The organism is Streptomyces sp. NBC_00554, assembly GCF_041431135.1.
In the GTDB taxonomy this organism is placed as follows: Bacteria; Actinomycetota; Actinomycetes; order Streptomycetales; family Streptomycetaceae; genus Streptomyces.
Genome location: NZ_CP107799.1, coordinates 3,227,352 through 3,251,597, shown reverse-complemented (window position 1 = coordinate 3,251,597; position 24,246 = coordinate 3,227,352). Strand labels below are relative to the sequence as shown.

18 protein-coding genes, 1 tRNA gene and 4 pseudogenes are annotated in these 24,246 nt (G+C 64.6%); 16 read left to right on the top strand and 7 right to left on the bottom strand.

The annotated features are described in order from the left end of the window. The first annotated feature begins 88 nt into the window (after positions 1 to 88). From OG266_RS13930 to OG266_RS13910, 5 genes are all read left to right on the top strand, one after another. Positions 89 to 727, top strand: a complete 639-nt coding sequence (locus OG266_RS13930) for a TMEM175 family protein (RefSeq protein ID WP_371545889.1) — start codon at positions 89 to 91, stop codon at positions 725 to 727. A gap of 297 nt (positions 728 to 1,024) precedes the next feature. Beyond that, entirely contained in the window at positions 1,025 to 2,203 is a 1,179-nt protein-coding gene (locus OG266_RS13925; protein ID WP_371545887.1) for an NAD(P)/FAD-dependent oxidoreductase, read from the top strand. 72 nt (positions 2,204 to 2,275) lie between these two features. Further along, complete coding sequence (locus OG266_RS13920; protein WP_371545886.1) at positions 2,276 to 3,169, top strand: RNA polymerase sigma-70 factor; 894 nt, start codon at positions 2,276 to 2,278, stop codon at positions 3,167 to 3,169. A gap of 603 nt (positions 3,170 to 3,772) precedes the next feature. After that, on the top strand, positions 3,773 to 5,029 hold the full coding sequence (locus tag OG266_RS13915; protein ID WP_371545884.1) for a hypothetical protein: 1,257 nt from the start codon (positions 3,773 to 3,775) through the stop codon (positions 5,027 to 5,029). 572 nt (positions 5,030 to 5,601) lie between these two features. Continuing rightward, entirely contained in the window at positions 5,602 to 6,234 is a 633-nt protein-coding gene (locus OG266_RS13910) for a hypothetical protein (protein ID WP_371545882.1), read from the top strand. A 245-nt stretch (positions 6,235 to 6,479) separates the two neighbouring features. Here OG266_RS13910 and OG266_RS13905 read toward each other — a convergent pair whose 3' ends face one another. Next, entirely contained in the window at positions 6,480 to 7,469 is a 990-nt protein-coding gene (locus OG266_RS13905) for a hypothetical protein (protein WP_371545880.1), read from the bottom strand. A gap of 540 nt (positions 7,470 to 8,009) precedes the next feature. On the opposite strand from OG266_RS13905, the gene OG266_RS13900 reads away from it, so the two are divergent. Next, positions 8,010 to 8,516, top strand: coding sequence for a GntR family transcriptional regulator (locus OG266_RS13900; protein ID WP_371552781.1), 507 nt, complete (start codon positions 8,010 to 8,012; stop codon positions 8,514 to 8,516). Further along, on the top strand, positions 8,513 to 9,415 hold the full coding sequence (locus tag OG266_RS13895; RefSeq protein ID WP_371545878.1) for a phosphotransferase enzyme family protein: 903 nt from the start codon (positions 8,513 to 8,515) through the stop codon (positions 9,413 to 9,415). The genes OG266_RS13900 and OG266_RS13895 overlap by 4 nt, the downstream gene beginning before the upstream one ends. On the opposite strand, the gene OG266_RS13890 is transcribed toward OG266_RS13895, so the two are convergent. After that, positions 9,412 to 10,014 carry a hypothetical protein gene (locus OG266_RS13890; protein WP_371545876.1) on the bottom strand — a complete coding sequence of 201 codons (603 nt, stop codon included), beginning with the start codon at positions 10,012 to 10,014 and terminating at the stop codon, positions 9,412 to 9,414. The genes OG266_RS13895 and OG266_RS13890 overlap by 4 nt on opposite strands. On the opposite strand from OG266_RS13890, the gene OG266_RS13885 reads away from it, so the two are divergent. Continuing rightward, positions 10,013 to 11,455 (top strand): tyrosine-type recombinase/integrase, encoded by a 1,443-nt coding sequence (locus tag OG266_RS13885; protein ID WP_371545874.1) that lies wholly within the window; start codon positions 10,013 to 10,015, stop codon positions 11,453 to 11,455. The two genes, OG266_RS13890 and OG266_RS13885, sit on opposite strands and share 2 nt — an antisense overlap. A gap of 148 nt (positions 11,456 to 11,603) precedes the next feature. On the opposite strand, the gene OG266_RS13880 is transcribed toward OG266_RS13885, so the two are convergent. Next, positions 11,604 to 11,747: a hypothetical protein gene (locus OG266_RS13880; protein ID WP_371545872.1), complete on the bottom strand. Its 144-nt coding sequence runs from the start codon at positions 11,745 to 11,747 to the stop codon at positions 11,604 to 11,606. A 371-nt stretch (positions 11,748 to 12,118) separates the two neighbouring features. On the opposite strand from OG266_RS13880, the gene OG266_RS13875 reads away from it, so the two are divergent. Beyond that, positions 12,119 to 13,294 (top strand): hypothetical protein, encoded by a 1,176-nt coding sequence (locus OG266_RS13875; protein WP_371545870.1) that lies wholly within the window; start codon positions 12,119 to 12,121, stop codon positions 13,292 to 13,294. A gap of 613 nt (positions 13,295 to 13,907) precedes the next feature. Here OG266_RS13875 and OG266_RS13870 read toward each other — a convergent pair. Further along, entirely contained in the window at positions 13,908 to 14,198 is a 291-nt protein-coding gene (locus tag OG266_RS13870; protein WP_371545868.1) for a hypothetical protein, read from the bottom strand. A gap of 26 nt (positions 14,199 to 14,224) precedes the next feature. On the opposite strand from OG266_RS13870, the gene OG266_RS13865 reads away from it, so the two are divergent. The 3 genes and pseudogenes from OG266_RS13865 (at position 14,225) to OG266_RS13855 (ending at position 18,577) form a co-directional block, all read left to right on the top strand. Beyond that, complete coding sequence (locus tag OG266_RS13865; protein WP_371545866.1) at positions 14,225 to 17,404, top strand: tetratricopeptide repeat protein; 3,180 nt, start codon at positions 14,225 to 14,227, stop codon at positions 17,402 to 17,404. A gap of 144 nt (positions 17,405 to 17,548) precedes the next feature. Next, positions 17,549 to 17,996, top strand: a pseudogene (locus tag OG266_RS13860) (GntR family transcriptional regulator). An 11-nt stretch (positions 17,997 to 18,007) separates the two neighbouring features. Then, entirely contained in the window at positions 18,008 to 18,577 is a 570-nt protein-coding gene (locus OG266_RS13855) for an HD domain-containing protein (RefSeq protein WP_371545865.1), read from the top strand. On the opposite strand, the pseudogene OG266_RS13850 reads toward OG266_RS13855, so the two are convergent. Together OG266_RS13850 and OG266_RS13845 are read right to left on the bottom strand one after the other, a co-directional pair. Continuing rightward, positions 18,565 to 19,037 (bottom strand): annotated as a pseudogene (locus OG266_RS13850) (NUDIX domain-containing protein). The gene OG266_RS13855 and the pseudogene OG266_RS13850 sit on opposite strands and share 13 nt — an antisense overlap. Continuing rightward, positions 19,037 to 19,762, bottom strand: a complete 726-nt coding sequence (locus OG266_RS13845; protein ID WP_371552779.1) for an XRE family transcriptional regulator — start codon at positions 19,760 to 19,762, stop codon at positions 19,037 to 19,039. Before OG266_RS13845 ends, OG266_RS13850 begins: the two are co-directional and overlap by 1 nt. Before the next feature lie 678 nt (positions 19,763 to 20,440). Here OG266_RS13845 and OG266_RS13840 point away from each other — a divergent pair. The 4 genes and pseudogenes from OG266_RS13840 (at position 20,441) to OG266_RS13825 (ending at position 23,698) form a co-directional block, all read left to right on the top strand. After that, positions 20,441 to 20,822, top strand: a pseudogene (locus tag OG266_RS13840) (RRQRL motif-containing zinc-binding protein). A 407-nt stretch (positions 20,823 to 21,229) separates the two neighbouring features. Next, positions 21,230 to 21,423: pseudogene (locus OG266_RS13835) on the top strand (helix-turn-helix transcriptional regulator). Then, positions 21,420 to 22,883 (top strand): tyrosine-type recombinase/integrase, encoded by a 1,464-nt coding sequence (locus OG266_RS13830; protein WP_371545863.1) that lies wholly within the window; start codon positions 21,420 to 21,422, stop codon positions 22,881 to 22,883. Before OG266_RS13835 ends, OG266_RS13830 begins: the two are co-directional and overlap by 4 nt. Positions 22,884 to 23,071: 188 nt before the next feature. Then, positions 23,072 to 23,698: a hypothetical protein gene (locus OG266_RS13825; RefSeq protein WP_371545862.1), complete on the top strand. Its 627-nt coding sequence runs from the start codon at positions 23,072 to 23,074 to the stop codon at positions 23,696 to 23,698. Positions 23,699 to 24,130: 432 nt separating this feature from the next. Here the strand turns inward: OG266_RS13825 and OG266_RS13820 are convergent. Continuing rightward, positions 24,131 to 24,202: transfer RNA gene (locus OG266_RS13820), tRNA-Arg, on the bottom strand. Between the last annotated feature and the right edge of the window lie 44 nt (positions 24,203 to 24,246).

The window sequence follows — 24,246 nt, the reverse complement described above, 5'->3', positions numbered from 1 at the left end:
CCCGCGGTCGTGGCCCGCCTCGCGGGGGCGGGAGTGCCGCCTTGACCGATGCGTTACAGCCAGGGCATAACGCCCTACTGTCGTCGGCATGACGGAGCCAGTGGCAGAGACGCACCCACATGAGAGCGATCCGGACGCGGCACGCCTGATCGTTCTGTCCGACGGCGTCTACGCCATCGCGATGACACTGCTCGTCATCAACGTGGCGATCCCCGCACATCTGGACGCCGCCGCATTCCGCAGGGCCCTGAGCGATGCGCTTCCCAACATCGGCGCCTTCGCCCTCAGCTTCACCCTGATCGCCGGATTCTGGCGTGACCACCGCCGCATCCTCACCGCACTGCCCATCGACACGGCCATAGTCACCCGCCTGATCCTCCTCGGCCTCGGCCTGGTCGCCCTGATGCCCTTCCCGACCGCACTCCTGGCCGAGTACGCCTCCCAGCCGGAAGCCGTCGCCCTCTACGCGGGCGCCATGGCCACGATCAATGCGGTGCACGCGACCCTGCTGCGGCTCACGCAACGCCAAGTGCACCCCTCGCCCGAATCATCCGCCGCCACGGCCCGCCGCCGCTTCACCGCCCAACTCGGTTCCAGCGCCCTGATCTTCACCCTCTCCGTCCCCCTGGCCTACATCAACCCAGAAGCAGCCATGTGGTTCTGGCTCACCCTCATCCCCGCCCACTACGTCCTCGGCCACTACTTCAACCGACTCCCACCAAAGTGAACCGTCCGCCCCGAACGCGAGCTGGAACGCTTGGCATGTCTGGCACGTAGCAGTGCTAGCGACGGGTCTGGCTATTCAGGTTGACCTCGCACGGCAGTCGGAGCCCGTCCTCTTCGGCGTCCGACTCTGCCCCGGCCGGGCCTGGCACAGCGAGGCAACCGACGGGTTCGTGCCGGCACACCAACGGTGCGCGTGGAGTGACCTGGTTCACATCGGCGACCTGTCACGTCCGGTGCGGGTCGCTTGTCCCATGGGCGTCACCGGCACCGAAGCCGGTGCCCGACCTTGGGAGATCCAATGAACAACGGCCACCACATCGTCGTCCTCGGCGCTGGCTACACGGGCTTGTTCAGCGCCATCCGGCTGGCCCACCGCACCCGCCGGACCGACGTGAAGATCGCCCTGGTCAACCCCTCGAGCCGGTTCGTCGAGCGGCTGCGAATGCACCAGATCGCCGCCGGGCAAGAGCTGGCCGACCATCAGATCCCCGACCTGCTCGCCGGGACCGGCGTCAAGTTCGTCCAGGGCACGGCCACCGCCATCGACCCCGAGGCCCGGCGGATCACCGTCGACGGCACCGAGACCCTCGGGTACGACACGCTCGTCTACGCGCTGGGCAGCTCGACCGACACCGGCAAGGTCCCCGGCGCCGACACCCACGCGTTCACCCTCAACAACCCGGAGATCGCCGGTCGGTTCGCCGCGCGGCTCACGGAGGTCCCCGCGTCCGGCGGCACGGTCACCATCTGTGGCGGCGGCCTGACCGGAATCGAGGCGGCCACCGAGATCGCCGAGAGCCACCCCGGCCTGGACGTCACGCTGATCAGCCTGGACGAGCCGGGCGGCATGATGGGCCCCAAGGCCCGCGCCTACCTCTACGGCGCGCTGGACCGCCTCGGCGTCACTCTCGAGACCGGAACCCGCGTCACCAAGGTGCTGCCCGACGCCGTCGAACTGGCCGACGGCTGGCTCCTCCGCTCCGACGCCTGCCTGTGGACCACCGGCGTCAGGGTGTCGCCACTCGCCGCCGACGCCGGGATCGCCACCGACGACCGCGGCCTCATCCTGGTCGACGCCACCCTGCGTTCGGTTTCCCACCCCGAGATCCACGCCATCGGCGACGCCGCCGCCGTCCGTCTGGCCTGGGGACAGATCCACGGCACCTGCCAGAGCGGCCTGCCCACCGCCCAGTACACCGCCGACACCATCGCGCGGCTCGTGCACGGCAAGGCCGTCAAGCCGTTCCGCTTCGGCTACTTCCACCAGCCGGTCAGCCTCGGCCGCCGTGATGCCGTCATCCAGTTCACCAAGGCCGACGAAACCCCCCGCCGCATGCACCTCACGGGCCGAAGCGCCGTCGCATACAAGGAGATGGTCAGCAGCAGCCCGCTCACGACCTACCGGTTCAGCAAGCGCATGAACGTCACCACCATCGTCTCCAAGGGCGGCCGCGCCACCCGCAAGCCCGTGGCATGACGGGCGCATCGGCTCCCAGCGCCGTGATCACGGGCCTTGCCGTTCTGGTTACGGCGCTGGCAGCATGAGCCGATGGTCGACGCCAGGGACGAGCAGGACCCGTACATCGAACACCGCAGGCTCCTGTTCGCCACCGCCTACCGCATGCTGGGCAGCGTCACCGACGCCGAGGACGTCCTCCAGGACACCTGGCTGAGCTGGAGCACCGCGCACCGCGACGCGATCAGCCACCCCAAGGCGTACCTGGTGCGCACAGTCACCAACCTCTCGTTGAACCGCCTCACTTCCGCACGGGCAACCCGCGAGACCTACGTCGGGCCGTGGCTCCCCGAGCCCCTGCTGACCTCCCCCGACATCGCCGCGGAGACCGAACTGGCCGACAGCGTCTCCACCGCGATGCTGGTTGTGCTGGAAACCCTCAGCCCTGTCGAACGTGCCGTCTTCCTGCTCCGCGAGGTCTTCGGCTACTCGCACGCCGAGATCGCCGAGACCCTCGCACGTCCCGAGCCGACAGTCCGTCAGATCGCCCACCGCGCACGCAAGCACGTACAGACCCGCCGCCCCCGCTTCGACGCCGACCAGACCAAGCGCCGGCAGGTCACCACCCAGTTCATAGATGCCTGCGCGGGCGGCGACCTGAACGCCTTCATGAAGCTGCTCGCCCCCGAGGTCACCGCTTGGTCCGACGGCGGCGGCAAGGTCACCGCCGCCCGCCGCCCCCTCCACGGCACCGAACACGTCGCGCGCTGGATCCTGGGTTTCCTGGCCAAGCCCGAACTGGCCGCCCTGACCATGGAGCCGGCCGTCATCAACGGCGAGCTCGGCATCCTGGCCACCCTCGACGGACACACAGTCGGCGCCATCTCGTTCGACCTCGCCGACGCCCACATCCAGAACCTGCGCTTCCAGGTCAACCCCGAAAAGCTCACCGGCCTGACCCCCGACAACAGCTTGGCACTGTCCTGAAGCGTTCAGCCCTGAAGCAGCCCCGTCCGACGGCAGGCAAGCCATGGACGGACTCCGGCGAGACGCACGACCGAAGGGGTCTGAAACAGCGGACGGAAGGCGAGGTACGCATCGTGCCGATTCCGCCGCCGTTGGTACGGCTGCTCCGGGAGCACCTGAAGGAGTTCGGCCCGGCGAAGGACGGCCCGCTCTTCGCCAGTGAACGGGGGCAACGTCGTGGCCGCGTCGTCGTACTTCGCGCGTGTGGAAGCAGACGCGAGAGCTGGCCGATGGACGCGATCCCTGGAGAGATCCGGGGCTTTCGTTATGTCTGCACGGCTACGCTGAACAGGCGCGAGAACGGCCTCTGACGTGCTGCGACCCCCTGCTAGATCAACACGCTATTACAACGTGATCACTGTCATGAGGCTGCCTTCGACAGCATCCGCCTGCATAAACGCCAAGACCCCGTCCTCAGCGAAAGCGCTGATGGCGGGGTCTCTGGGCACCTCATACAGGGTGCCCCCGGCAGGATTCGAACCTGCGCACACGGCTCCGGAGGGCACGCCGTACCTGTCGCAGTTCGGCCCCCTGAACTGCAGGAACGCCGCTGACTGAGCCCGGGTGAGGAACGTTCACTCGCCACTCACTCGGAGCGGCTCCGTGGAGCCCTACCGGCACAGTACGTGGCTCGCGTGGCTTCCTTCGGCCCTCAACTTTGAGCCCCGTGGCGAGAACAGCGCTCTACCTGCCAGTGATTTGCCCGGTCACCCTGTCAAGAGCGGTGGGCACGACAACTGGCTGAGTGTGGGGAGCGCTTGGGGGTGGCTGGTGGCCTACGTTCCTATTCTGAAGGGCAAAGCGGGGGAGTTTCTGGCGCTTGGACACGTCACAGCGGAGGTGCAGGCTCAGCTCCGCCCAGTGATGGAGATCGTGCCGGACTTTGAGCTTCGGGACTTGCTGGAGACCTTCTGCGATCACGCGATGGAGAACGTGCCAGACGGCATGGTCCTCACAGTTGACTGTGGTGCGTTGCCCCCAGTCCGCGTGCTCAGCGGGGACGCGGGCGGGCCCATGGTGCGGGTTGGGGAGTCTCTGGGGCTTCGCGGTGTTGCCATGTGCCCAGTCTTCAGGTGTTCCGATACTGACGAAGTGTTGGCGGAAGTAGCAGCGGTGTCCGCCGGCCACCGGCAGGGAGCATGCCTGCGCGTATCTACGGCGGAGGGCCTCAGCGATTCGCTCCCCTGCGCAGACGAGATACGGGATCTGCTCCGAGCGGTACAGCTGGCTCCGGAGGAAGTCGACTTGCTGTTTGATGCCGGTCCAGTGCACTCGGATCGGGCCCGGGAAGTCCTGGCCGAAGCGACCACTGAAGCCCTGAGGCGTCTCTCATGCTGGCCATGGAGGCGTCTCTGCGTGGCGGCCGGCGCCTTCCCGGTCAACCTGAAGGGATTCGAGCGGGGCCGAGCAACGCCTGTCGTCAGGGAGGACGCGCGGTTATGGCAGGCGGTCGCCGAGAAGTGGCCGGGGCGGCAACCGGAATTCGGAGACTTCGGCGTGACGTACCCCCGCATCTTGCCCAAGAGCCGTGGGACCCCAGATCCCAACATGCGTTACACCACGGCGGCCGAGTGGCAGGTCTTCGTATATCCGCGGGTCAGGCCGGGCAACGACGACTTCTTCACTCTCAGCCAGGACTTGGTCAACTCGCCCTACTGGCCTCTCACGGGAGCCGCTACGTCGTGGGGGGACGCTCGACTTCAGGAATGCGCTCAACGGAAGCGACCGAAGGCAGGTGGGGGCACCGAGTGGCGCGCCTGGGCAACCTCGCACCATCTAGCCGTCGTAACGTCTCAGCTGGCGACGACTGGGCATCCATAGAGCTGCAGTCGCGGAGTGGTGGCCAGGCCACCATCGAAGCGGTGGTTCGTCCCCAAAGGCTCCGGAGTGAATGCGTAGATCAGCTCTCATAGCCGCTTGACCTGCAGTGGAGTTTCTCAAGAGGCTCCGTCGGTACCGAGTGTGTCGGAGGTGTGTCGAGCATCACCCTCGTGATGCCCTCGCCGCGAAGCCAGTGGACTTGCGTCAGGCCCAGTTGCTCAGCGGCCGTTCAGGGCGGCCGCGTCCGTGTCCGCGCCGGCCGCGCGTTCTTGTGCGCCGTTGTCACCGCGCCGGGCGCCTGGGTACCCTGCGTCTAGCCATGCGGACCCGGGCTGAAGTGCTGGGTCTGACAGCAACCCTCCATTGACCATGCGGACGAGCAAGTAGCTCAGACGACACGTCAATTGACAGGGTTTCCCATTCCTTGTGGCCGCATCGGCACGCGTTGTGCTCGCGCGGCTTCTGAGACGTGATGTGAGACAACAGTGATCTATTCGTTCATCGCGCACGCGAGCCCAGGGCGGAGCAGAGTGTTCGCCCTTGTCAAAAGTCCTCGCGAAGAGTTGGAGGCAGTGACCACGCTCGGAGCTGGTGATCTCCACCTAACTGAGGAACTGGTCGGAGCGCTCAACGGCTTCCTGGCCGACCGGGATGACAAGGCTCTCGAAGTAGTCCTGAACCGAGTTCCAAAGGCTGTGCGCACCGCCACGCAGCACTACCTCAAGGAGAAGTGCCCGCCGATGCTCGGAACATTTACTGGGTTCGGGCCGATCGATGTAGTTCGCCCCGCTGTCTACTTCAGGGACATCGATGATGAGCTGGAGGAGTACCTTGATGGCGCCTACATGATCGGTCTCGGTATTCGCATGTCGAACGAACGGGACAGCGAAGGCGATGTCGAGTGGGTTCTGCAATTGCTCAGCGACGAGGTCTCCGTGCCAGCCAGCGCCGAGCCCCGCACATGGGAGCTTCCCGCAGAAGCGAGTCACCTGCAGACCTGGACGAGTAAGCGACGTACTGGGTCTGTCGGTCCCGTCCGTGGGGCGCTCAATGTGGCCGAGGAAGCAAGCGCCCAGGGGCGTTGGGTAAGAATCCACACCCTGCTTCACAGCGACCGCGACGTCGACTTCGAGGGCAACGGAACCTCAGAGTTCGTCGTCGATGTCTTCGATGCACCCATCCCACCGCAGTGCTTGGATGAGTAGTTCGAGCCTGCGTCAACGGCTCCGGAGCACAATCAGAGTTCGGCTTGCGAATGGCCTCTGAGCAGCAGGTTCCTTGATTCAGAAAGGTGTGAGGTGCCCTCCTGTATCGCAGATAGTGCGAAGTTGGAAGTTGCCTCCGGCTCCTGCGCCCATCGAGAGGTCGGCTTCGCCGACGGGCTGTAACACCCTGGTGCGTCGGTGTTACAGCCCGTCTGTGACCGTGTGCCTCAGAGTCCCGAGGCGCACTACGGGATGGACCCGAGGGGGACGGGCTGCATATGAAGAAACCCTCCGGGGGGAGTCATCATCGGCCCCACGTTCACAGCCATTTGTTGTACAGCGAAAGCACGTCCGATGTGGTTTTCGATAATCTTTACGGCGCCCGTGCCGCCAAAGGTTTGGGTCGTGGCATGGAAAACGCTAAGCACGAGATCTTGAAGAACCTGGTCGTCTTCCAAGTCCTCGACGATTACTCCTTGAGCGCGCGCGTGGTCGCGATCGATGCCACGGCCGTGAGCCTTGTGTAGATCAGCGTCGGCGAAATACTTAGCGATCGCCTCACTCTTCTGATCTCGGTCAGGGTCTGCGGCTAGCATGTAGCTTCTCAGCCACTCTTTTACTAGTTCGCGCCCCAACTCCTCGTACTGAGCGCAAACCTCCAAGAGTCCTGGGGCGTACTGCTGGAGAATTGGAAGCCATACACTCAGGCGGGTTGCGTCATTTGAGCATTCTTCGGCTGCGCGCTCGAACTGTCGGATAAGGGCGCGGGCAGGCATGGCGCGACCACCAGTGACAAGCTGAGGATCGATTGGCCCGAGCTGCGAATGCTTACCCATGACAATTACGTTCGCAGAAAGTGCCCACATTGTTGCGGCTGACATAGCGGCCAGAGGTACGAAGACACGCACGTCTTCGTACTTGGATCGCATGTAGCTCACTAGGCTATTGGCGGCTTCTGGAGATCCGCCAGGGCTGTGAAGGATAAGGTCAAGACTTGGGCCGGGAAGATCTCGGAAACACTCCATCAATCCTTGCATATCCTGCAAGGTGATTGATGTGTTTGCGGGATTAGCCTGCGCGCCTAGAAAGTCTGTCGCGTAAAGAACTACATTTCGCCCGGTGTGGGCATGTAGCTCAGTTAGATACTTCCGTCGGATCAAGTCAAAGTCCGGCCCTGCCGATCCTTGACTGGCCGACTCTCCGATTTCTCGAAGGATGTCTCCCCACCCTGGCACTGAACTAAGAGTTCCCTCCTGTAGCGAAGCGAGTCAGGGGGGTGGAAATTACAGGTTGAGGGGCACGCTGACTGGCGGCCCGATAAACCCGCATGACCTCTGCAACTCCAGGGCGCTTCATCGCGGCATTCAGAAGCTCTTCTTGCTTCTGCGTCGGACTTTTTTTGTCACCCACGGTTACTCTCCCCATATGGTCGGATGCTATCAACTTTACAGGCGCCCCCGGGGCGGGCGAAAGATACTGGGTGGAACCCGCTCGGATTGTTTCGGTATTGATCAGGTGTGCTAGTGGTCGACACTACATGTAGTGATCTATTTGAGGCGATGCCACTAGATAGCCGACTGCCTCGGCCGCAGAGGGTGCTTCCTGCCTGGCGCCCGCAGAGGTTGGACCTGCCGACGGACTGTAACCCCCTCGGGTGTTGCAGCCCTCTGTAACCGGACAGCCCGGACACCGTGACTTTGAGCTGTCCGGTCTGTTTGCGCAGGTGAGAGCCTTAACCGGACAGTCGGACAGGTGGGACACTTCATGTCCGCCTCCTGGGAAGTGGGACGCTAGTAGGAAGTCGTCACGTAACTGGGAGGAAGGCCACGTGCCGCAGGCCAGTCCGCGAGGTAGGTACCTGGAGATCTCTGAATTCTCTGCGTCAGAAGATCAAGGGCGGTGAGATCACCGAAGAACTGAAGTCTCAGGCAGAACTCATGAGTTCCTACAGCGTGAGCCGTAGCACCATCGAGCGGGCCCTTGACGTGCTCAAGTGCGAGGGCCTGATCGAATCTGTGCAGGGGGCGGGTTGGTACGTGTCGGGGACCGGTGACCGTCGCCCGTTGGTCGTGAGGGTGACCGACCTGTTGCGGGCCGACGAGGTCAAGGTTGGAGACCCCTTCCCCACCGAGAAGAAGCTGTGCGACCTGTTCGGCGCATCGCGGACCGCCGTCCGTTCCGCCATCGCGCAGATGGAAGGGCAGGGGCTCATCGGCAAGGGGGCGACGCGGGGGCGGGAAGTGCGTGCTCTGCCTATCGGCGAGGGGGGCCAGACAGCATGACGACGAGTGAGCGCACGGCGTTCGATGCGGATGCGGCAGAGGACATCTTGCGAAGGGCATGCGCCCTCGCCGATGTGGACGCGGCCGGCATCGAGATGTTGAGGTTCGGGGACCATGCGGTGTTCCGTATCGACGGAGGCCGGATCATCTCGCGCGTGGGCCGTAGCCCCGATCGGTTGCCTTCCGTGCGCAGGGAGGTAGCCGTCGCGGAGTGGCTCGCGGCTGAGGAGTACCCGGCGGCGCGACTCGTCACAGAGGCGGAACAGCCCGTCGTAGTCGAGGGGCACCCCGTGACCTTCTGGGAGGGGCTCGCCGACGGCGAAAAATACGCCAGCACACGTGAGATGGGCGAACTCCTCCGGCGGCTCCACGAACTAGAGCCGCCGTCCTTCTCTCTGCCTCTGCTTCGGCCCTTCGACAAGGTCACCCAGCGCTTGGAGCGCGCCGCGATCCCGGATCGGACACGCGCCTATCTCGACTCTCTGGCACACGAGTTGGCAGCCGAGTATGACCGTCTGAGGTTCGCTCTTCCGGCGGGACCCCTGCACGGAGACTTCAACGTCGGCAACGTCCTGCGTGACGATGCCGGGCACCCAAAGGTCATCGACCTGGACGGCTTCGTCACGGGCCCGCGTGAGTGGGACCTCATGCAGACTGCGATGTACTACGACAGTTTCGGCTGGCACACAGAGGCCGAGTACGCCGACTTTGCCGAGGGCTACGGCTTCGACGTTCGGCAGTGGTCGGGGTACGCCGTACTCCGCAACGTCCGCGAACTGCTCATGGTGACGTGGCTTTCGCAGAACGCCGGCACGAATCCGCGAGCGGCCGAGGAAGTTGAGAAGCGGGTGGAGAGCCTGCGCTCAGGCGGCTCGCGCCGGGACTGGGCACCGTTCTAGGACTGCGTCCCGACCTGTTGCCAGAGGCGGTAGCCGCGGGCTTGTTCTGCGAAGTCGCGGAACTCCGCGGCCTGCTTCATGCCGTCCGTGACGCGCCCCTGGAACTCCCGTACGTACTGTACGCAGCGCGCCGACTTCAGCCCCTCCCCGAGCTGTAGAGCGCTCATCGCGATCTCGAAGCCCTGGCTGGCCTCGCCCTGGTTGATGTACGCCTCTGCCTGAACCATGGTCGCGAAGAAGTCGCTGCAGTTGTTCAGACCGTCGCCGAATATGGAGCCCGCGCCCCGCTCTGTGGCTTGGACGGAGCGCCCCAAGTCGCGGAAGCAGTGCCCGAACTCGGCTGCCAACTCCACTTCATCGAAGTAGGCGATGTATGCCGGATCACTGTCCGCGGTGCGCGTGCTGAGCTGGCGTTCGGCTTCGGATAGAGCGAGGTCACAGCCTCGATCGTCGCCCAAGCGAGCCAAGGCCCGTGCCTCCATCGCGCGGAACTGGCCGGCAAGCGTCGGCGTGAGGCTCGCGGCCGGACCCGCGAGCGCGGCACGCGCCAGAGTCGCCGCCTCGCGGTACCGGCCGACGAAGGTGGCCTGATGGCTCATGGCGGAAAGGATGCTCCCGCCGAGTAGCCGGTCGCCGGCCGCGTGGGTCATGCGCAAACCGACTCTGTCCACGGACGTACGGGTATGGAAGATCAATCAAGTCCGGAGCAAAAGAGCTCCGTACCAGCTTCGTTGGACCGTCGCGGGTAAGGTCAAGACGGCCAGTTTCCGCACGATTGCCCTCGCCGAGCATCGCCGCTCCGATCTGTGGAAGGCGATGGTGAAGGGAGAGGCGTTCGACGTCGAGTCGGGGCTGCCGGAGTCTGAACTCCGCGCGGCTGCGGCACGGGCGAACACCAGGCCCGACCCGTCATGGTGGGACTTCAGCCGGGAGTACATGGCAAGCCGTTGGCGCACATCGGCGGCCAAGACCCGAGAGGGGGTGGCGGACAGCCTCGCCACGGTCGCGCTCGCGATGATGGGCGACGGGAAGAAGGCACCGTCACTGGAAGAGGTCCGCTTGGCGATGCGGTGGGCTGTCGTACCGGCGCATCAGGACGAAGACCCTCCTGAGAATCTCGAGACTGCCTGTATGTGGCTTCAGCAGCGCTCATTGACTTTGTCGTCATTCACCGACCCCAAGGTGGTGCGGGACGTCCAATACCGGCTGTCGTTCAAGTTGGACGACAGCCCGGCAGCAGGCGAGACCTACAAGCGGCGACGCCGCGGCTTCAACACCGCGATTCAGTACGCGATCGAGTGTGGGTACCTGGACGTGAACCCACTCGCGGGCCTGAAGCGCGCGGGTCCCACCCACGGGGACGTCGTAGACCCGCGGGTCCTGGTGAACGCGGTGCAGGGGACTCAGCTCCTTGTGGCGGTCTCGTACATCGGCTCGGTGCATCGCAACCGAGGGCGTCGACTGGTCGCCTTCTTCGCATGCCAGCTCTACGCAGCGATGCGGCCGGCCGAAGCGGTTGGACTCAGAGAAAGGGACTGTTACCTACCCGAAGAGGGGTGGGGAACGCTCACGCTCAAGGAAACTCGTCCGATCTCCGGCAAGCGGTGGACGGACTCAGGGAAGCGGCAGGATAAGCGCGGCCTCAAATCCCGTGCAACCAAGGCTGATCGACCGGTACCGATCCCGCCGCTGTTGGTCGTGATGCTGCGCGAGCACATCAGGGAGTTTGGGACGGCGAAGGACGGACGGGTCTTCCACAACGAACGCGGTGAGGTACTTGGGACTTCGAGCTACTGGCGGGTGTGGCAGGAGGCGCGCCTCATCGCCCTCCCGCCGGACAAGGCAGAATCGCCGCTCGCGCATCGGCCCTACGAGCTGCGTCATACATGCATCACGAACTGGCTGAACGCGGGCGTCCCTGTTGCCGAGGTCGCGCGCCGCGCGGGCAACTCACCCGAGGTCATCCACCGCCGTTACGAGGGTTGCATCGACGGCCATGAAGAGATGAACAACGGGAAGATTGAGAAGGCGATGGGCTAGCTTAACGAAGATCCATGAAGCCTGACGTGTCCAAGTGATCGGATTTATGGCCAAGTCGAGGCGAGAATTGCAACTTCTCGCCTCGACTGGGGTCTCCTGGGTGTCAGAATCCCTGGACCTGTTCGCAGGTGGATTCGGCTAGTCAGAGTCAGATGCCGAGTATGGCGCGCACTGCATTGCCCGGGTCGATACCGAGCATGTATGCAATTCCGAGGATGCAGAGGACCATCGCTGCCGTACCGCCGATCTTGTTCGCGAAGCCCTTGAGGAACTCCGTGCCCAGCAGCTTCACTACCTTCCAGACCCCAGCCCGTAGTTGAACGGAAAGCAGTCGGCTCCGCTTCCTCATGAGTGTGGTGCGGCCTGATGTCGCACGCATGTCCTCAGAGGACGTCTTGGACAGGTTCTTAGGACGCCTGGGCATTCTCAACTCCATGGGGTGTCGATTGGATAGGGTCCAATCACATGGCGTGAGCGTGTAGTTGCGTCAGGTCGCAACCGCTTGTTGCCGCAGGTCAGCACAACTTGGTGCAGTCGCAACATGGAGGTGCAATGGGGGAGAGGCTTCCGCAGAGACGGGGACTCGGCGCGCTCGACGAGACACTCGATATCAGGGTGCGGAGGTGCGCGCAGCGACTCCGCGAGCTTGTTGCTCGTCTAGACATGCCAGCCTACGAAGTCGCAGACCTGCTCACGTCTGAGGGCATGAGCATAGATAGACATCGCCTGTCGAAGTTCCTCAATGGCCGTGAAGTGCCTCGCCATAGGCTCGCCCAGCGCATCCACGATGTCCTGGCCGAAGTGGAGGGCGCTGACGTGGATGCGCAGGAAGTCGCTCTGACCCGCAAGATCATGTACGAAGCCGCCCTCGCGAACAAGCAGCCACTGCTCGCCCGGGAACACGAACTCGCGGAAGCAACCGAGAGACTGCAACTGGAGCGCGTGCGTACAGCTGAATCGCTGACCGAACTGAAGCACGAGCTGGACGCCGCCCGCGAGCGCTGCCGTCAAGCCGAGGAGGCATTGGAAGACCTGGCCGCCCGTACCGACGAACAGATCACCGATCTTAAAGCCCAACGGGACAGCGCTAGACGTCGCATCGAAGAACTCGAGGAGCACATGGCGCGTACGGAAGCGCTGCTAAGACTGCAGTCGAGCGACATTGCGATGATGGAGCGCGCATCTACGGAGACTGCTGTAGAACTGGCGCGATGGGAAGCGGGAACGCCGCAGCAGTCGGTTCAAGAACTGTATGCGCAGCGCTTCATGGACCAGGTAGCGCAATGGCGAGACGCGGATGAGGACGAGAAGGCCGAGGAAGCGATTCAGCACTTGTGTGAAAGGCAGCCACTCCCTATGGCGCGAGCTGTCTGGAGCCAGTTTGCGCGGAACCGTCGCTGGCCTGATCTGGAACGGGTCATGATTGCCATCGCGTGCTTCGGTGACCCCTTGGAGCTCTTCCATTCTGTACGCAATGCTACTTTCGTCACTAATCCGGGCCGCGCGTTCTGGTCCGATGATCTCTTGATCGCGCTGGCGCAGCACGCCCCTCCCAATACCGTACGGCGCTTCAGCAAGGCGGCTCGGGAGCGTGGTGCGGATGGGGTTCTCGACGTGCTGAGTGGACGGATTGCCGAGCAGTCGCGGGCGAGGAGGAGGAGCTTGCTAAGTGGGGATGCCGCACTTCGTCATGACCTCAGGGCCAAAAGGCGAGAGGTCGCAAAGGATCGGTTTGGAGATGTGGTCATCGCCTTGCTGAGGCCTGTCTGGTGGGTGATACGGCGACGGCAGTTTCGGCAGGTCAATAAGGCGGCCGAGCAAGTCGGCAGCGCTACGTGACTCCACCGACGGGGCTGGGGGCCGCAACGCGCGAGACTCCCGTGCCGTCGGGGAGGGGTAGGAAGCCGATCCATGGCGACCTGCGTCGGTAGAGCAGTGCGGTTCACTCGCCACTCACTCGCGATCAGTGATACTCAATGCCGAAGAGCGGGACCCAGTAAGACTGGGTCCCGCTCTTCATGCAAGGCATTTGCGCTGGTCAGCCACATCATCGTGCTGGTTGAAGCGAAGTGCCCCCGGCAGGATTCGAACCTGCGCACACGGCTCCGGAGGGCATGACTAGGCAGATCCGGGAACATGTTCTGACCTTCACGTTCTCTCTGTGACACACGGCTTGGGACTGATCTCTATCGCATACCGTGCGTGGAAGTGCCTTCGATCCGCCTGGCGGGTGCGCGCACCGGCTGACCGATGCGGCCTCGGGGTACGTCGTCCGGGGTGAGAGCAACGAGGCGCACTCTCGCGCTGGTTGATTTAGATCAGCTAGCTCGCACATCTGGGCGACGTCTTAACTGGTCGCCGCCCCACGCTAGAGGCAACGCAACGTGAGGGGCGTACTGCATCTGCGCTGAGACTTGCCTAGCAAGGGGCAGGAAGCTTGTCGAAACGCCCCCTAAGCGAGGACCGCAGCGAGCGCGCAGGTAACGGCGGCTGCGAGCGTGACCACCGCTGCAAACGCTCCGGCGCCGCGCATCAGCGCGGACGGGTAGTTGGCGCCGGCGAGGCGGGCGAGTTTGGCCGTAGCAGCGGCGACCAGCAAAGCGAAGATCATGACGAGGCCGAACGAGAAAAGAACGATGACAAGGTCGGGCACAACCAGCTCCGTGTAGTCGACGGGTCGTTGACTTGTATGAAGCTCGCGGAATCGGTGTTCGCCATGGTTCGGGCGGACGATGATGAACACTGGCGGACACATCGATTGGGGGAGGCGTGCGAGACGAGCAGGCGGTGCGTGATGCAGCACGCGCTGAGCTACGCAGTAAATTGACGGACGGGCTCGCTCGTGCCCGGCTGGCAAAGTCGCAGCTGGCGCAGCAGACCGCTTTGAGCCGCACGACCATCCACCAGGCGCTCCAGGTCGGTGGCCCTGTCCCTTCCCCGGAAACGGTTGCGGCCCTCTCACGTGTGCTGCGCTTGCCGGAGCGAGAGATGCAGGATCTACGGCGGGCGGCCATCGGTGAGACCGGCCCTGTTCCGCAGGTCGCCGCTCCGGGTAAGCCAATCGGCGACTGGAACCCCTTCGACTTGGAAGTACATCCTTCCGGTCTTATCTCAAGCGACGATGTGACCGCTCGGACTACCGATCGTCTGCTGTCGGCTTACGTTCCCCGAGCCCACGACCGAGTCCTCGAAAATGCGGTCGAGGACGCTCTGCAGGGGCGCAGTCGACTGGTGGTGCTGGTTGGTTCTTCCTCGACTGGTAAAACGAGGGCATGTTGGGAGGCAGTTCAGCCCCTGGCTGATCACGGATGGCGCCTGTGGCATCCCTTTGACCCCACACGTGCTGAGGCAGCGCTTGCAGAACTCGAGAGGGTGCAGCCGCATACCGTCGTCTGGTTGAACGAATCCCAGCATTATCTCGGCGATCGCCTGGTAGGCGAGAGAGTCGCGGCTGCTGTCCACAGCCTCCTCACGCACTCCCGAGGCCCCGTCCTCGTGTTAGGGACGCTTTGGCCTGAGTACGCCGACCAGTACACGTACCGCCCCGACGCAAGCGCGCTCGACCCGCATAGCCAGACGCGGGAAGTTCTTGACGGGTGCACTGTTACCGTCCCCGACGCTTTCGACCAGGACGCGCTGGGCAAGGCGGCTGATCTAGCGAAAGCTGGCGATGGCCTGTTGGCCGGCGCACTCACCCGCGCCAAGCGCGATGGACGGGTAACACAGGACCTCGCTGGAGCACCTGAATTGCTACGCCGATATGAACGCGGCACGCCAGCCGCCCGGGCGGTTCTGGAGGCGGCGATGGACGCACGTCGACTCGGTGTGGGCCTTCATCTTCCCCAGATTTTTCTCACCGATGCGGCATTCGACTACCTAACCGACCATGACTACGACGAGCTGGGTGATGACTGGGCGGAAGCCGCATTCGCCGAACTCGCGCGCCCCGTTCATGGCAAGCAGGCACCACTTCGACGTACCGGGCCCCGACCCCAACGTCGTCCGCCCAGCAGCGAAAACCGAGATGCAGCCCGCACTCTCGTCTCCGGACCCGTGTTCCGCCTCGCTGACTATCTCGAACAGCACGGGCGTGCCACGCGCGGCACACTGTGCCCGCCTGCGTCCTTCTGGTACGCCGCCCACACACAGTTCGGGCAACCCGAAGATCTCCAAAATCTCGCAAGAGCCGCTGACCATCGACACCGTCGGCAGTGGGCACATCATCTGTGGCTCCGTGCGGCGGAGGCGGGCAGTGGCTCTGCCATGGAGTGGGTCATGCAGGCACGGGAACAGGCGGGGAACCATGAGGGGGCGAAGGAAATAGCTTGGCGGGCCGTCCGTGCGGGTTACCCCGGTGCGCTGGTCAGTCTGGCTTGGATGAAGGAGGAGGAGGGAGATCAGGACGAAGCTGAATCCATCATTCGTCAAGCTGCCGACAGTCACCCAGACGTCCTCGTGGCACTAGCGGTTAGGCACGAGGAGGCGGGCGATTACGAACGCGCGGAAGTTCTCTACCGCAGGGTCGCCATGTCGGGTCATGCGGCTGCCTTGTCCAACCTGGCCCGTCTGCGAGAGGTAGACGGCGATCACCGGGAAGCCGAAGAGTTCGCCCTCAAGGCTGCCAAAGCCGGCCTCACCGACACCTTGATCGACTTGGCGCAGATACGTGAACAGGAAGGGGATCTGAAGCGCGCGGAGGTCCTCTACCGCCAGGCCTCAGGAGCCGGCAGCACCCGTGCCCTGGCTGACCTTCCTAACCTGCTGGAGCGGGCCGGAGACTCCACAGGCGCCGAGCAGATGGCCCGAAAAGCCGTGAGGGCGGGCATCACCCGTGCCCTGGCCGACCTGGCGCGTCAGCGGGAAGAGGCTGGCGACTTCGCGGGCGCCGAGGCCATGGCTCAGGAAGCTGTCCACTCTGGTAGCCACGACACGCTGTTGCAGCTGGCATCCATGCGGGAGCACCAAGGCAACCTGAAACGCGCTGAGGCGCTGTACCAAACGGCCGCTGATGCCGGAGCCACGCTTGCTTTGGTTGACCTGGTGCGGTTGCGGAGACAAGCAGGAGATCTGAAGGGTGCAGAAGCCATCTGCAGAAAGGCAGTTGCGGCCGGACACACCAGCGCACTTGTGGAACGGGCGCAGATCCGGGATGAGGCCGGAGACCGGCAGGGGGCTGAGACAGCGGCCCGTGCAGCTGCCGAAGCTGGACACACGGACTTTCTCACGACCCTTGCCCGGGGACGGGAGAAGGAAGGCGACACGGAGCAGGCTGAAGCCCTCTACCGCCTCGCCGTGGACGCCGGGGACAGCGCGGCTCCTGCCCACCTGTCGCGGTTTCTTGAAGGAGCCGGAGACATCCACGGTGCCGAGGAGATGGCTTGCAAGGCCGCCGCCATGGGCAACACTGAGAGGCTGTTCGCCCTTGCCCGGGGACGGGAGAAGGAAGGCGACACGGAGCAGGCTGAAGCCCTCTACCGCCTCGCCGTGGACGCCGGGGACAGCGCGGCTCCTGCCCACCTGTCGCGGTTTCTTGAAGGAGCCGGAGACATCCACGGTGCCGAGGAGATGGCTTGCAAGGCCGCCGCCATGGGCAATACCAAGAGGCTGTTCACCCTTGCCCGGAAACGGGAGAAGCAAGGCGATACTGAGCAGGCCAAGGCTCTCTATCGCTTGGCAGCAGACGCCAGGTCTTCCGAAGCAGGGGAGGTGCTGGTGCAGATGCTGGAGAAGGCAGGCGACTGCCACGGTGCTGAGCTGGCGGCCGCCACGTACCGCTCGGCGTTTACCACGCTGTTGAGGTTGCGGGAGACGGCCGGGGACAGTTCTGGGACGGACCGTCTGTACCGCCAGGCCGTAGACGCTGGTCGTATCTGGGACGTTCCTTCAGCCCATGAACGGTGGCCGTACGGGCTGGATCCGGACGGCTCTCCCACACCCCCATGGGAGTAATGCGTCCGCGCGCGTCCCGAGCGGGCAGGGACTGTGTCACCTCGTCACAGCCGGTACATGGCCGCAGGCACTGGCCTCACACATGGGAAGCTTGGGGTCGTGAGTGACTTTGGAAAGCTTCAGCGTGGCCAGGAAGGAGCCCACGTGCCGCAGGCCAGTCCGCGGGGGTACGTACTTGCAGGTCGCTGAGTCTTTGCGTCGGCAGATCGAAGCGGGAGATGTCGGAGACGCTTTGCCATCGGAGGCAGCCCTCATGAGCGCGCACGGTGTCTCCCGCAATACCGTACGACGCGCTCTCAAGGTGCTTGAGGGTGCCGGTGTAGTTGAGTCAGCTCCCGGTATTGGGTGGTGCGTCGTCCGAAGTGGTGATCGACGCCCCCTCGCGCAGCGAATGGCAGACCTGATCGCGGAGGACTCGCTCTCGGAGGGCGATACGTATCCGTCCGAAGCGAAGCTCTGCGAGCGCTTCGGTGCCTCTCGCACTGCTGTGCGCCGAGTCCTTGCCCAGATGGAGGGGAACGGCCTGCTCGCCACCGTCCACGGCAAAGGGCGAACCGTACGCGCTCTCCCGACGCCCACCGTCCAGCCGTAGCCTTGGCCGCCATGGGACTGACTGAGTGGGCGTACTCGCTCTCCGAATCGTTGCTGTCCGATCCGCTCCCGCGTCGGTGGGCGCACTCGCTGGGGGTTGCCAAGCGCGCTCGCTCCTTGGGTCCGATCATGGGTGACGATGCTGAGTTGTTGGAAGCCGCCGCTGTGCTGCATGACATCGGGTACTCGCCGGCCATCGCCACGACCGGCTTTCACCCGCTGGATGGCGCGCGGTTCCTCCGGGACCAAGAAAAGGCAGACGAGCGGGTCGTTCGTCTCGTAGCTCACCACTCCTGCGCCCTGCTGGAAGCCGAGGAGCGCGGACTAAGGCAAGAGCTTGAGGGGGAGTTCGAGCTAGAGCGTTCGGACCTGGTCGACGCTCTGCTGTATTGCGACATGACGACGACGCCCGACGGGACACGGACCACGTCGGCCGAGCGGCTGGACGAGATTGTGCAGCGGTACGGCTCGGACACGATCGTTGGGCGGTTCATCCAGCGCGCGGCCCCCGAGATTCACGCAGCGGCGAAGCGTGTTGAGGGCCGATTGGTGCAGGTCTCTACCGACGGTCAGCCGATGTAGGGCTCTCGCCGCGAGTCGTCGAGACCGTGCCGGATTCGCAGCATCATCGACGGGTGAATGTCCAGTCCATCGAGGTCCGCTGGGTTGACCCAACGGACCTCTTTCGATTCGCTGCTCGTACGCAGGGAACCGCCGACGGGGTGGGCTCGGAAGCAGATGGAGAACTGTTGCCGGACCTCCCCGTCGTCGTACGCCAGCACGTGTTCAGGGTCGGTGTAGAGCCCCACGATGCCGTCTACCTCAACGTCAATGCCGGTCTCTTCCGCGACCTCACGGACGGCAGTGTCACCGATGCGCTCGCCGATGTCGTGGCCACCGCCGGGCAGCGCCCACAGATCGTTGTCCGTCTTGTGGATGAGCAGCAACCGCCCCGCGTCGTCCTGGACAACCGCGGTGACTGAGGGACCACCGAGTTGGCATGAGGGGCGTTCGGGTCGCGGAAGTAGTCGATGCGGCTCATCAGGCAGTGCCTTCCCAATCGGCAGGTGAAGAGATCGAGCGGGCCGATTCCCAGACCTTCTCAACGCTCTCAGCGTATGCGTCGAAAAGTTCACCGCCGGGCACGCGTCGCAGGTGCAGCACGGGCGCCATGCAGGCGCCGACGCCGTAGAGGTGCCCGTTCGCCAGCATCTCGTCATCGGCCCGGTAGATCGAGTTGTAGAGGGTCGTACCGTGCAACCGGAACTCCACCCCGGGGAGACCGAAGAGCGGGCCGTAGTTGATGAGGGCGTTCCGGATCTTGCCTGCCATCGCCGCGTCGATCCCTTCGTCCTCGCCGCGCACGGCCACGGCCGGCGACGTGGGCTCTCCCAGGATGAGGCGGATGGGTACTCCGTTGGCTGACTTCTCTTTCACGATGCGGTGGAACGTCGCGTCTTCTGTGAGCCAGAACCCGGAGTACACCAACAGGTCAAACTGGCGAGTCGCCTTGGAGTAGAGGTTCGTCCAGAGGGTTTGCATCACGACGGACCGATGTGGATAGAGCCTGACCAACTCCGCGTTGCCAGAGGCAGTGACCTCCGCGGATGTGCGTTCGTCCGGCCACAGGTACGACACTTCGCACTTCAGAAGCGAGGCTGTCGCGTACTGGAATCGACGATATGGCTTGCGCTCAGGCTCGTTGATCCATCGTTCGACCGTCTTCGACGCGACCCCGAGCCGTTGGGCGACCTCATCGAGCGTCAGGCCCAAGTCCACTATCGCGCGTGGGCTGAACGTGGCCGCCGGGCACTCCCTGTCGGCGAAGGTCGCGCACGGCACGATGCCGCTGTTGTGGGTGGCGTTCTCCGAGATCGGCGCGCATGTCTACGCCGTGAGGATCGGCGCGGCGACCGGTCGCCGTATGGAGAAGATCCGGGTTTCCCGCTGGCTGCTCGCGTTCCCTTCCACGTTCGCGCTGTGGCGCCGGATGACGCTGTGGGAGGTCACCTCCTATAGCGCGGCCCTGGTGCTGGAGAAGGAGCGGCAGTTGGCCCGCGCGGACCTGCGCGAGCGGTTCGGATGGAAGCGGCACTGGAAGACTCCGCGGCGCGAACGCGTGATGCTGCGCCTGGGCGAACTCGCTCCCTCCACCGAACAGGACACCCCCGCGCCGCCCTCACTGGCGAAAGCGCCGGCACAACCGCCCGCGCCCAAGCCGCGCCCGCGGCGACAGCCGACGACCAAGGCCGCGGGCAAATCGCAGCGCACCTTCGATGACCTGCTGAACGAGGCGTGCGCGGTCACCGCATCGTGGATGGACGCGGAGCTGAACGCGGAGGCCGTCCGGACTACGGTGCACTGCTCGGCTGCCAACGCCCGCCTGCTGCGCGATGCGTTGAAGGCTGAGCGCGCCCACGGTCCCTCGCTGCACGTCGTTCCCCGATGTCCGCGGCATTCGGCAAGTGCTACGACCCGACCGGCGCGATGCAGCCATCCCACCTACCCGTGGCGACTGGCCCCCGACGACCTCGCCACCCGACGACAGCTCAGCGCCAAGGGGCTGCGTCCGGGCGGTTAGCCGATCGCCGCGCAAGCGATGCGGGTCAACCGGCGCGACGGGGGCGTGCGCGTCGCCTACCTCTACCGCGTCGACTGCGCCAAGCTGGTACGGCCGATGACGTGGCGCACGTGGGGTGCGCTCGCGCTGGCGATGCTCGCCCGACGTACCTGCCCCCGCTGCCTTCTCGATGCCGGTTACTGCATCCCGACCTTGCACGGCATCTGTGGGCTGTGCATCAACGCCGAGGGACAGCGCGCTGCTTGACCAACTACAGCAGCCAGTCCAGAAATTGGCCGACGGCTGACGCCCCGCGGTGCTTCAAGCGGTGCTCACGGTTGCAGAAACGCCGTCGACGCCACCGCCCAGGCTGCGAAACCGGTGTATCGCACCACTTGCATGGCCGCATCCGAATCTCTGGCTCCCCGTCCATGCCCGCACAGTAGCCGCCTGCCGCAGGGTCCGTCCGCTCAGCTCCTACAGCGACGGCCGGACCCCGCACTCGGTCGGGTCGGAATTGGCCGACTCAGTGCGGGCCGACCGCAGAGCGCACCTGAGGTGTCCGAGTTGTCCGTCTGTCCGGTTCCCCCACTTGGCCAGCACGAACGACTCGGACAGTCGGAATTGGAGCTGTCCGGGCTGTCCGGCTCGATTGAAGCCGAAGGGACGGCGACATGAGCGCCCGCGCGCTGGACGAGAAGATGACCGATAAGGAGGCCATCACCGGTAGAAGGTCGCCCCGTCGACCTTCTACCGGTGGCGCCAACTTGGGAAGGGTCCCCGCTCGATCAAGCTGCCGAACGGCGACGTGCGCATTCGACGATCCGAGTACGAGCGGTGGCTTGCGGAGCGGGAGGACGCTGCGTGAGCGCGACGAACGACACCTCTGCTGGCCGCTCTCGGGGATCGGCCCGGCCGGGGTACTCCCTGGACGTCAAGCTGTGGAATGTCGCGAGCACGGGGCGGAAGTCCCGCCCCTACCAGCCGCGTTGGGTGGTTGCCGGACAGGTGCACGGTGCCACTTTCGCCACGTCCGCACTCGCCGAGAGTCGGCGGTCGGAGCTGTGGCAGGCCATGAACCGGCGCGGTGAGGCGTTCGAGATCGAATCAGGGTTGTCTGAGTCCGAAGTCCGCGCGGCGGCGGAAGCGGTCGAAGCGGCCGAGGCCGAGGCGCCATTGCGGTGGTTCGAATTCTGCCGGAAGTACGTTGCTGGGCGGTGGCGCACCAGCGCCGCCAAGACGCGCGAAAGCATGGCGGACGGTCTTGCGGCTGTGGCGCTCGCGATGGTGAAGCGCGGGGAGGGCGCCCCCAAGGACACGGACCTGCGGCTGGCGTTCCGGTGGGGAGTTGTCCCCGCGAACGCTGGGGAGGATCCGCCGGCCGAACTGAAAGCCGCGTACGAGTGGCTCACGACCAAGGACCGAGCGGTAGCCGACTTGGGTGACGCTGAGGCGTTCGAAGACGTGATGTATCGGCTCAACTACCGACTGGACGGCGCCCGGGCGGCAGGGGAGACGTACAAGCGGCGGCGCCGTGCCCTGAACACCGCACTTGAACACGCGGTGGATGTCGGAGAGCTCCCGGCGAATCCGCTCCTGCGGGCCCGCAGAAAGCGAGGCGGCTCTGACAGTGCTGTTGATCGTCGCGTTCTCGCGAATGCCGTCCAGGGGCGCCAGTTGCTCACTGCCGTCTCCTACGTCGGGTCGTGGGATCGTAACCGCGGCCGTCGTCTTGTGGCGTTCTACGCGGTGCTGTACTACGCGGGGCTTCGGCCTGCTGAGGCGGTAGGACTACGGCTGTCCGACTGCCACCTACCGGAGACGGGTTGGGGAACGCTGACGCTGCGGGAGACACGTCCTGTTTCGGGCAAGCAGTGGACCGACTCCGGGGAGCGGCACGACCGCCAGGGCCTAAAGGCCCGAGAGGCGGACACAGATCGACCTGTGCCCATTCCGCCCGTCCTGGTCGCCATCCTCCGGGCGCATCTGAAGGAGTTCGGGACGGCCAAGGAGAGGCGGGTGTTCGGCAACGAGCGCGGGGGAGTCGTCGGCTCATCCACGTACTGGCGCGTGTGGGAGGAGGCGCGTGAGTACGCCCTTCCGCCGGACCGCGTCGAATCGCCGTTGGCCGGTCGCCCTTACGACTTGCGCCACGCGCGCATCACGCGATGGCTGAACGCGGGGGTGCCCATCGCTGAAGTGGCTCGCAGGGTCGGCAATTCTCCGGAGGTGATTCACCGGCGGTATCACGGCTGCATCGACGGTCACGAAGAAGCCGCCAACGCAAAGATTGCACAGTCGCTGGAGGAAGAAGGCGACGGAATTTAGCGGGAAATCAAGCTCGGGAATTATTTCGAGATGCTTGTGCGCATAGCGGAAGGTTAGGCTTCCGATACATCCCTACCCACGGCATCACGAAGCGTTAGGTGCGGACTTGCGGCAGAGTTGGGTGAAATATATACGGGGAGGTGTCGGAGTGAGACCATCGAGCGTCGAGGCTCATTTCGGAGGACTACGTGACCCATTCCGCCCCAACGAGCGGTGGCACACCAAGGGCACCAAAAACGCCCGAACACTGGACCGCCGTGGCCTCCTTAATCGGTGCTGCCGTTTCGGCCCTAACGTTCCTGGTAGGGTTCATCGGCTTACCGGCGGTGGGTGTTGATTCACCCGCAGGTGCATCCGCAACCGTGACGGCTTTTGTCACGACTACCGCTACTGTCACTGCCAAAGCATCCGTACCGTCTGGAACTTCAGGTGACGAGCCCTCTCCATCTGGATCAACTGCCATCCGCTGGTCAGGCACACTTCTGCTCACCACGGCCCGCTACGACCTGGACTTGATTCCTCCAGAACAGGCGCAGGCTACCAGTGCGGATATCCTCTTCTACAGTATTCGGGACCAGTTGGAAGCGGACTTCGAGAGCGAAGACGTGGCGCTTGTACCTTCGGGGGAAACTCCGGATGCCGCTGAGTGCACGCTCCTGGCGAAAACACAATCCAGGCAAAGTGTGTTTGTTCCTGCTGGACGAAGTATTTGTCTGATCACTGACTCGGGACGCACTGCATTCGTAGCAGTGGAGGAAGTGAACGCCGTTGACGAGACGGCAAGGGTTACTGTCCAAGTCTGGGATAAGCCGTAACCCTGCTCTAGTGGGCCCGGCTACTTGCCAGGGTTGAATACAGCGGTAGTGACGGTTCGAGTCCGTCCGCCCTGGTCAGTGGTTCGTAGACGTGGTGCTCGGCTAGTTCTTGCCCCGACGCCTGGTCAAGGGTTACTTCAAGCGCCTTCGCGGCACCCGTGCGGGCCCCGCACGCCGCCGCCAGTCGCAGCCAAAGCGCCGAGCAGCCCACAGCCTCCGGCGATCAGGGCCTCAACCCCTCGTTCATCGCACCATCCTCACCGCGGGTGGCGTGGCATGCCGCAGCACCCTACGGCACAAGAGTGTGTCGGAGGCGTGTCGCGAACAGTGAGAGACAACGAGAAAGAGCGGGAGTCAGTGAGACTGACTCCCGCTCTCTCATGTCGGCATCCGCGCAGGTCAGAGCTTGGTTCTTGCTGGCTGACTGGCGAGTGCCCCCGGCAGGATTCGAACCTGCGCACACGGCTCCGGAGGCCGTTGCTCTATCCCCTGAGCTACGGGGGCGTGTCGGGCGCTTTGTGCGGCGACGGGTAGAACCCTACCAGCTC

Bases quoted from the DNA above. Each gene is read 5' to 3' on its own strand.
- OG266_RS13930 (WP_371545889.1), top strand. From the start codon at position 89: ATGACGGAGCCAGTGGCAGAGACGCACCCACATGAGAGCGATCCGGAC.
- OG266_RS13925 (WP_371545887.1), top strand. From the start codon at position 1,025: ATGAACAACGGCCACCACATCGTCGTCCTCGGCGCTGGCTACACGGGC.
- OG266_RS13920 (WP_371545886.1), top strand. From the start codon at position 2,276: ATGGTCGACGCCAGGGACGAGCAGGACCCGTACATCGAACACCGCAGG.
- OG266_RS13895 (WP_371545878.1), top strand. From the start codon at position 8,513: ATGACGACGAGTGAGCGCACGGCGTTCGATGCGGATGCGGCAGAGGAC.
- OG266_RS13885 (WP_371545874.1), top strand. From the start codon at position 10,013: ATGGCGGAAAGGATGCTCCCGCCGAGTAGCCGGTCGCCGGCCGCGTGG.
- OG266_RS13890 (WP_371545876.1), bottom strand. From the start codon at position 10,014: ATGAGCCATCAGGCCACCTTCGTCGGCCGGTACCGCGAGGCGGCGACT.
- OG266_RS13875 (WP_371545870.1), top strand. From the start codon at position 12,119: ATGCCAGCCTACGAAGTCGCAGACCTGCTCACGTCTGAGGGCATGAGC.
- OG266_RS13855 (WP_371545865.1), top strand. From the start codon at position 18,008: ATGGGACTGACTGAGTGGGCGTACTCGCTCTCCGAATCGTTGCTGTCC.